6 protein-coding genes are annotated in these 4,434 nt (G+C 31.1%); 1 reads left to right on the forward strand and 5 read right to left on the reverse strand.

The window, feature by feature from the left end; translation table 11 throughout:
* Window positions 1–204 (reverse strand): host cell division inhibitor Icd-like protein (locus tag ACGH80_RS11495; RefSeq protein WP_411631193.1); only part of this gene is annotated, 204 nt, incomplete at its 3' end.
* A 202-nt stretch (window positions 205–406) separates the two neighbouring features.
* Between ACGH80_RS11495 and ACGH80_RS11500 the strand changes: the two genes are divergently transcribed.
* A complete protein-coding gene (locus ACGH80_RS11500) occupies window positions 407–571 on the forward strand; it encodes a YlcI/YnfO family protein (RefSeq protein ID WP_141673729.1) in 165 nt (54 codons plus the stop codon).
* A 331-nt stretch (window positions 572–902) separates the two neighbouring features.
* Here ACGH80_RS11500 and ACGH80_RS11505 read toward each other — a convergent pair whose 3' ends face one another.
* The 4 genes from ACGH80_RS11505 to ACGH80_RS11520 all read right to left on the reverse strand — a co-directional run bounded on the left by ACGH80_RS11505 (window position 903) and on the right by ACGH80_RS11520 (window position 4,072).
* Window positions 903–1,664: an antA/AntB antirepressor family protein gene (locus ACGH80_RS11505; RefSeq protein ID WP_174798953.1), complete on the reverse strand. Its 762-nt coding sequence runs from the start codon at window positions 1,662–1,664 to the stop codon at window positions 903–905.
* Window positions 1,665–1,764: 100 nt separating this feature from the next.
* The gene (locus ACGH80_RS11510; protein ID WP_297223936.1) at window positions 1,765–2,175 is read right to left on the reverse strand and encodes a hypothetical protein; all 411 of its coding nucleotides are present in this window, start codon (window positions 2,173–2,175) and stop codon (window positions 1,765–1,767) included.
* A 3-nt stretch (window positions 2,176–2,178) separates the two neighbouring features.
* Window positions 2,179–2,388 carry a helix-turn-helix transcriptional regulator gene (locus tag ACGH80_RS11515; protein WP_065627088.1) on the reverse strand — a complete coding sequence of 70 codons (210 nt, stop codon included), beginning with the start codon at window positions 2,386–2,388 and terminating at the stop codon, window positions 2,179–2,181.
* 730 nt (window positions 2,389–3,118) lie between these two features.
* Window positions 3,119–4,072, reverse strand: a complete 954-nt coding sequence (locus ACGH80_RS11520; protein WP_297223935.1) for a hypothetical protein — start codon at window positions 4,070–4,072, stop codon at window positions 3,119–3,121.
* Window positions 4,073–4,434 lie beyond the last annotated feature (362 nt).

Raw genomic sequence — 4,434 nt, forward strand, 5'->3', positions numbered from 1 at the left:
ACCTCCAAAGCTTCTGGCTCTTTCAATAACTGGATATAAGCGAATTCTGGCAATAAAGATAAGGGATGATTTGCCTAAGCTCTTGCGTGCTTGGCGTTCGGTTGTTGCCGTTATTTGGACTACTTGAGCCATTGATAGGTCATAGAATTTAAATAGTTTGGATTGTCTTGCGCATAGGTGTGCGCTATCATAGCGGTTAGCCATAATCATTACCTCATTTAATGTTATTGTGGTTAGATGCCTCGATAGTGTTACAGCACTTCGGGGCATTGCTGTTTTTAACCTAATAAACTTATCAGGTGTGTGCTCACTATATTTTATGGTGTAGGCACACGTCAAGCCTTTTTTATTATTTAGTGATCGTGTATAGTGTCTGCACACTAATAAGCATCTTTTAGGTATAAAAATGGCTACAGGTAACAAAAATAATAAATCGGATAGAAAAGCAATCCGCTTCCCCCATGAATTAATAGAGCGAATAGACGAGCAATCCAAGAAAGAAAATACTAACTTTTCCGCTTGGGTTATTGCTACTTGTCGCGAAAAACTAGCTAAACTAGATAAGAAATAATCTTTTAACTTAATGCCACTGATTGGTGGTTTTTGTTTTCCCATTCTCCTTTTTATGGACTCAAGAAACCTACTTTTTAAAAAACACCCCATGCAATGATTAGTACGCATTAAAAAAACGGTTTTCACTGCGTACTTAGTGCGTACTTTTACACTTGTTTCCACTGAAATAGGCTTTTTTGACTGGAAACTAGAATTATTGCCAACCAAGAAGAATGATTTCACCTTTTGGATGGCGTTAATTCCGTTAAAATAGCAATTTAAGCGATTATTTGGGGCTTGGGTATACTGTCCTATAGCTAAGGCGTTAAATGAGTGTATAGTCATCATAATTAAGCCACCTTACCCAATAACCGAATCATGTAGCTTTGTGATAACTTGATGAGTTCTGCTTTTCGTTTTTCATAATTCCAACCCATATCTATTAACGTGATATTGGATTTCTCAAGGTAAGCTAAGTGATTAAGCTGTTCTTCAGTGATATGGTCGCGAATATCACCCGTGAGATTATGAGCTTTTCGGTAAGCCTTTGCTGTCATGCCAAGTACAATACGATTAATCATATCAAATTCATTAGTATAGTGATGTGGCTTGGTCTCCTTGCCTAGGGATAATCGTTGTATAGTTAATGCGTCACACATAGGACGGCTATAATCTGCGACTTCTAAACGTGCTTTTAATCGATTAAGTGCTTTCTTTTGGATTGTTGGCGCGATTTCTTTAAGGTGTTCTTCACAACGTATAAAGTACTTTCTTATTGCTCGTCCTTTCTCGTTATTTTCAATCATTGCTAATTCTTTAGCGGTTCCGATTGTAAGGATGTAATCTGTACTTTTACGATCTCCACCTCGCTTAGTTGTCCATTTTATTTGTTGTTCATTATTTGTACTTTGATTCCTGAATTCTGATGAATCAAAGATTAAAAAATCATCATTTTTAATAAGCCCATATTCTTTTATTCTTCCCTTTATCCATGTTGAAAAATCATTTCCTACTTTTAAGTAATTATGTAAAGCCTTTGCGCTAACTGTTTGCTGTAATTTACCGTTTAATTGTGTTTCGGTTACTGGTACTAAATTATTAAAATCTGTCATAAGTATTACTCCTAACGTGTCGAAAAATCCCTCTTTTAGCTAAATTTAGGCAAAGGGATACCGTCGGCTCAAAAATGAGCTTTGCTATAAAATCAATTAATTAAGCTGCTTTGCTTGGGTAAAGTGCTAAAATTTGGCTGATATCTGATTCAGTTAATAAGCTATTTTCATAACTAAGAATCAGATTAACCACCTTTTGAGCATCTTCCTTATTGGCTAGGTAATAGCGATAGTGTGAGCCTATTCCGTCGGTATTAGGTTCATCCATGCGCTTTAATGTGATGCCTAACTTTCTTTCGAGTTCTGAACAGTAATTTCTACCACTAGAAAGCCTACAGGTGCGCAATATTTCATTTTCGGTAATACCATTGTCACCAGTACACGCAATTAATAGGTAAGCTCTCGGCTTTTTGGGTAGACACTGATAGCGAGATTGGCTATTATTGGAAGCGTCAAGATTCCAATGCAAGCCCTTTATTATTTCGCGATATAGAGGGTTTCCAATTTGCATAAATTACCCCCTTGCCGCTTTTTTTGATTCAATCCAGCTATTAACTTCTTGACTAGATAAAAAAACTTTTCGACCCAATAATTTTATTGGTTTAGGTGCGGTTTTGTCATTCTTGAGCATTTGATAATATGAGGATGTGCTTTTATAACCAATTAAGGCAATAAAATCTTTTAACGGGATAAGACTATCTTTGTTATTTAAAATTTTTTCCATGTAAAAATCTCTTTTTAAATTACTAATTAAAAAGAATTAAACAATGATAGAGGATGAAAGGAGCTAACAGAGATTGATTAACAAATGAACAGTTAGTTAATATTGGCATTGACTACTTTTGGTAGATAAGACAATATATAACTGAAGTTGTTAAACAATTTGTTACATTTTTATCCGTATCATGTTTAATTTCTTCGTACTAGGGGATCTGGCTTCTAAGTTTGGCGACCGTGAACCAACTCCCCTTAAAACTATCAACTTAGATACTCCTCATTAATAGCTTTTCAATTAACTACCTGTATAAATAACTAGGTAATCAATTTAACTAGTATTTTGAAAAATAAAGCACAGTAAATAATAAATATCAAAAATAAGGCGCAAAATGAGCGCTCTAAGCCCTTTAAATACAATTTTGGTTCTATGTATTACTTAACTTTAGTAACGCCGTAAAAATGCTGTCATTTGATTTACGATCTGATTTTAATAAACATTATTTTTAACTTTATGATTTTTAAATAAATTAAATTTCAAGTAATTCAGTTTAAGATCGGATTTGTATAATCGCCTTAATTTTGTAATGAATTAGCCAGTGAAAAAATGCTATTAAAAAATATTTTTCACCCATTGATTCGTTTGCTTATTTTTTAATCAATAAATATTCGGATTTACTACATATAGTAGTAAATTTTGATAATTTATTACTATATATTGTAAATTTTTACACATGAAATTATTTTATACTTAGTAAGTACTTTTTTTGATTTTTAATAATTCTTTTAAAATTATTTTGAAATCCAAACATTATTTGAAATAAAGAGTGATTAAAAAATAGAACATCATTTGACGAAAATTTATTTCTATCTTTATAAAATGAAACAACATTAGGAATATCTGAATATAATAACATTGCCTCATAATGAAGAGCGCTATGTTTAATTGAATTAAAAAGCTTATTAATTGTTTTTAAAAACTCAGTATTATCTTTATCATAATCAATACCATCACCAATGAGAATCTGTTTACAAAGCGGATAAATACTATCCTTTTTAGTTATAAATAGGTCTCCTATACAATCTACTTCAATTGTGTTATTTGTGTCGAAACTATTTTTATAACAAGTAACATATGTCAATTGAACCAGTTCATCAAATAATTTTCTAATTGAAAGTATAAGTCCTTCTGTTTTTAATCTATAAATAATAACTGGATTTTCTTCTGGTAGGAATTGCTTTAGATTTTGTAAATTTTTGATATTTTTTTCATGAAATTTTAAAATATTCATAAACTCGTGTTGAATTAATAAATACTTATTAACAATCATTAAAGATTGTAATTCTGGGTTAGTGAATCTTTCTATTGCTTCGTATTTTGGCATCTCAAGGCAGCTATATGATTCTATTTGAAATTGTTTTGTTAAACATTCCTCACTGTAAATATAATTATCTTCAATTAATTTAACTCTAGGGAATGTATCCTCTTTTACAATCCATTCACCATTTTCAAAAACGTATATTTGTCCTTTTGGTAATTCTTGGTTTGGTAATTCTATATCGGTTGAGTTTGCAGGAAGTCCAATTCCTTTTGGTTGATAGTAATTATCTTCTTTAGCTATAAAAAATTTATACCATTTATCGTAATGAAAGATGGTTACACATCGATCATACTCATAAAATTTTTCGCACATAAATTTAGCTCCAATAAAATATAACAATTTATTTCTAATGATAGAAATCTACTTTTACATAAGTATACATGTTTAATATGTGCTAATTTATCTTATTATTTTCAATAAAAAATAATTTTAGTTTGCTACACGGATATCGGGTATGGTTTACTTAAGCAATGGTTTCCATTTTTCTGTGAAAGCAAGCATTAGCAATTATTACCGCTTTTGCTTAGATTAGTATCCATTAATTTAAAGTAGTTTCACTGGATACTTGTTGGATACCTATATAAGTACTAGTGATTATATATTAAATGGATTTTTGGGTATTTAAATTCCATATGAAGTGGCTCAATTTGAGCATCTAAAACTTGAGCAGGTAA

Source organism: Gilliamella sp. BG1, from assembly GCF_046635625.1.
GTDB lineage: Bacteria > Pseudomonadota > Gammaproteobacteria > Enterobacterales > Orbaceae > Gilliamella > Gilliamella bombi.

Excerpts from the sequence above, each read along its gene's own strand:
- ACGH80_RS11500 (WP_141673729.1), top strand. The coding sequence starts at position 407 with ATGGCTACAGGTAACAAAAATAATAAATCGGATAGAAAAGCAATCCGC.
- ACGH80_RS11505 (WP_174798953.1), bottom strand. The coding sequence starts at position 1,664 with ATGACAGATTTTAATAATTTAGTACCAGTAACCGAAACACAATTAAAC.
- ACGH80_RS11510 (WP_297223936.1), bottom strand. The coding sequence starts at position 2,175 with ATGCAAATTGGAAACCCTCTATATCGCGAAATAATAAAGGGCTTGCAT.
- ACGH80_RS11515 (WP_065627088.1), bottom strand. The coding sequence starts at position 2,388 with ATGGAAAAAATTTTAAATAACAAAGATAGTCTTATCCCGTTAAAAGAT.
- ACGH80_RS11520 (WP_297223935.1), bottom strand. The coding sequence starts at position 4,072 with ATGTGCGAAAAATTTTATGAGTATGATCGATGTGTAACCATCTTTCAT.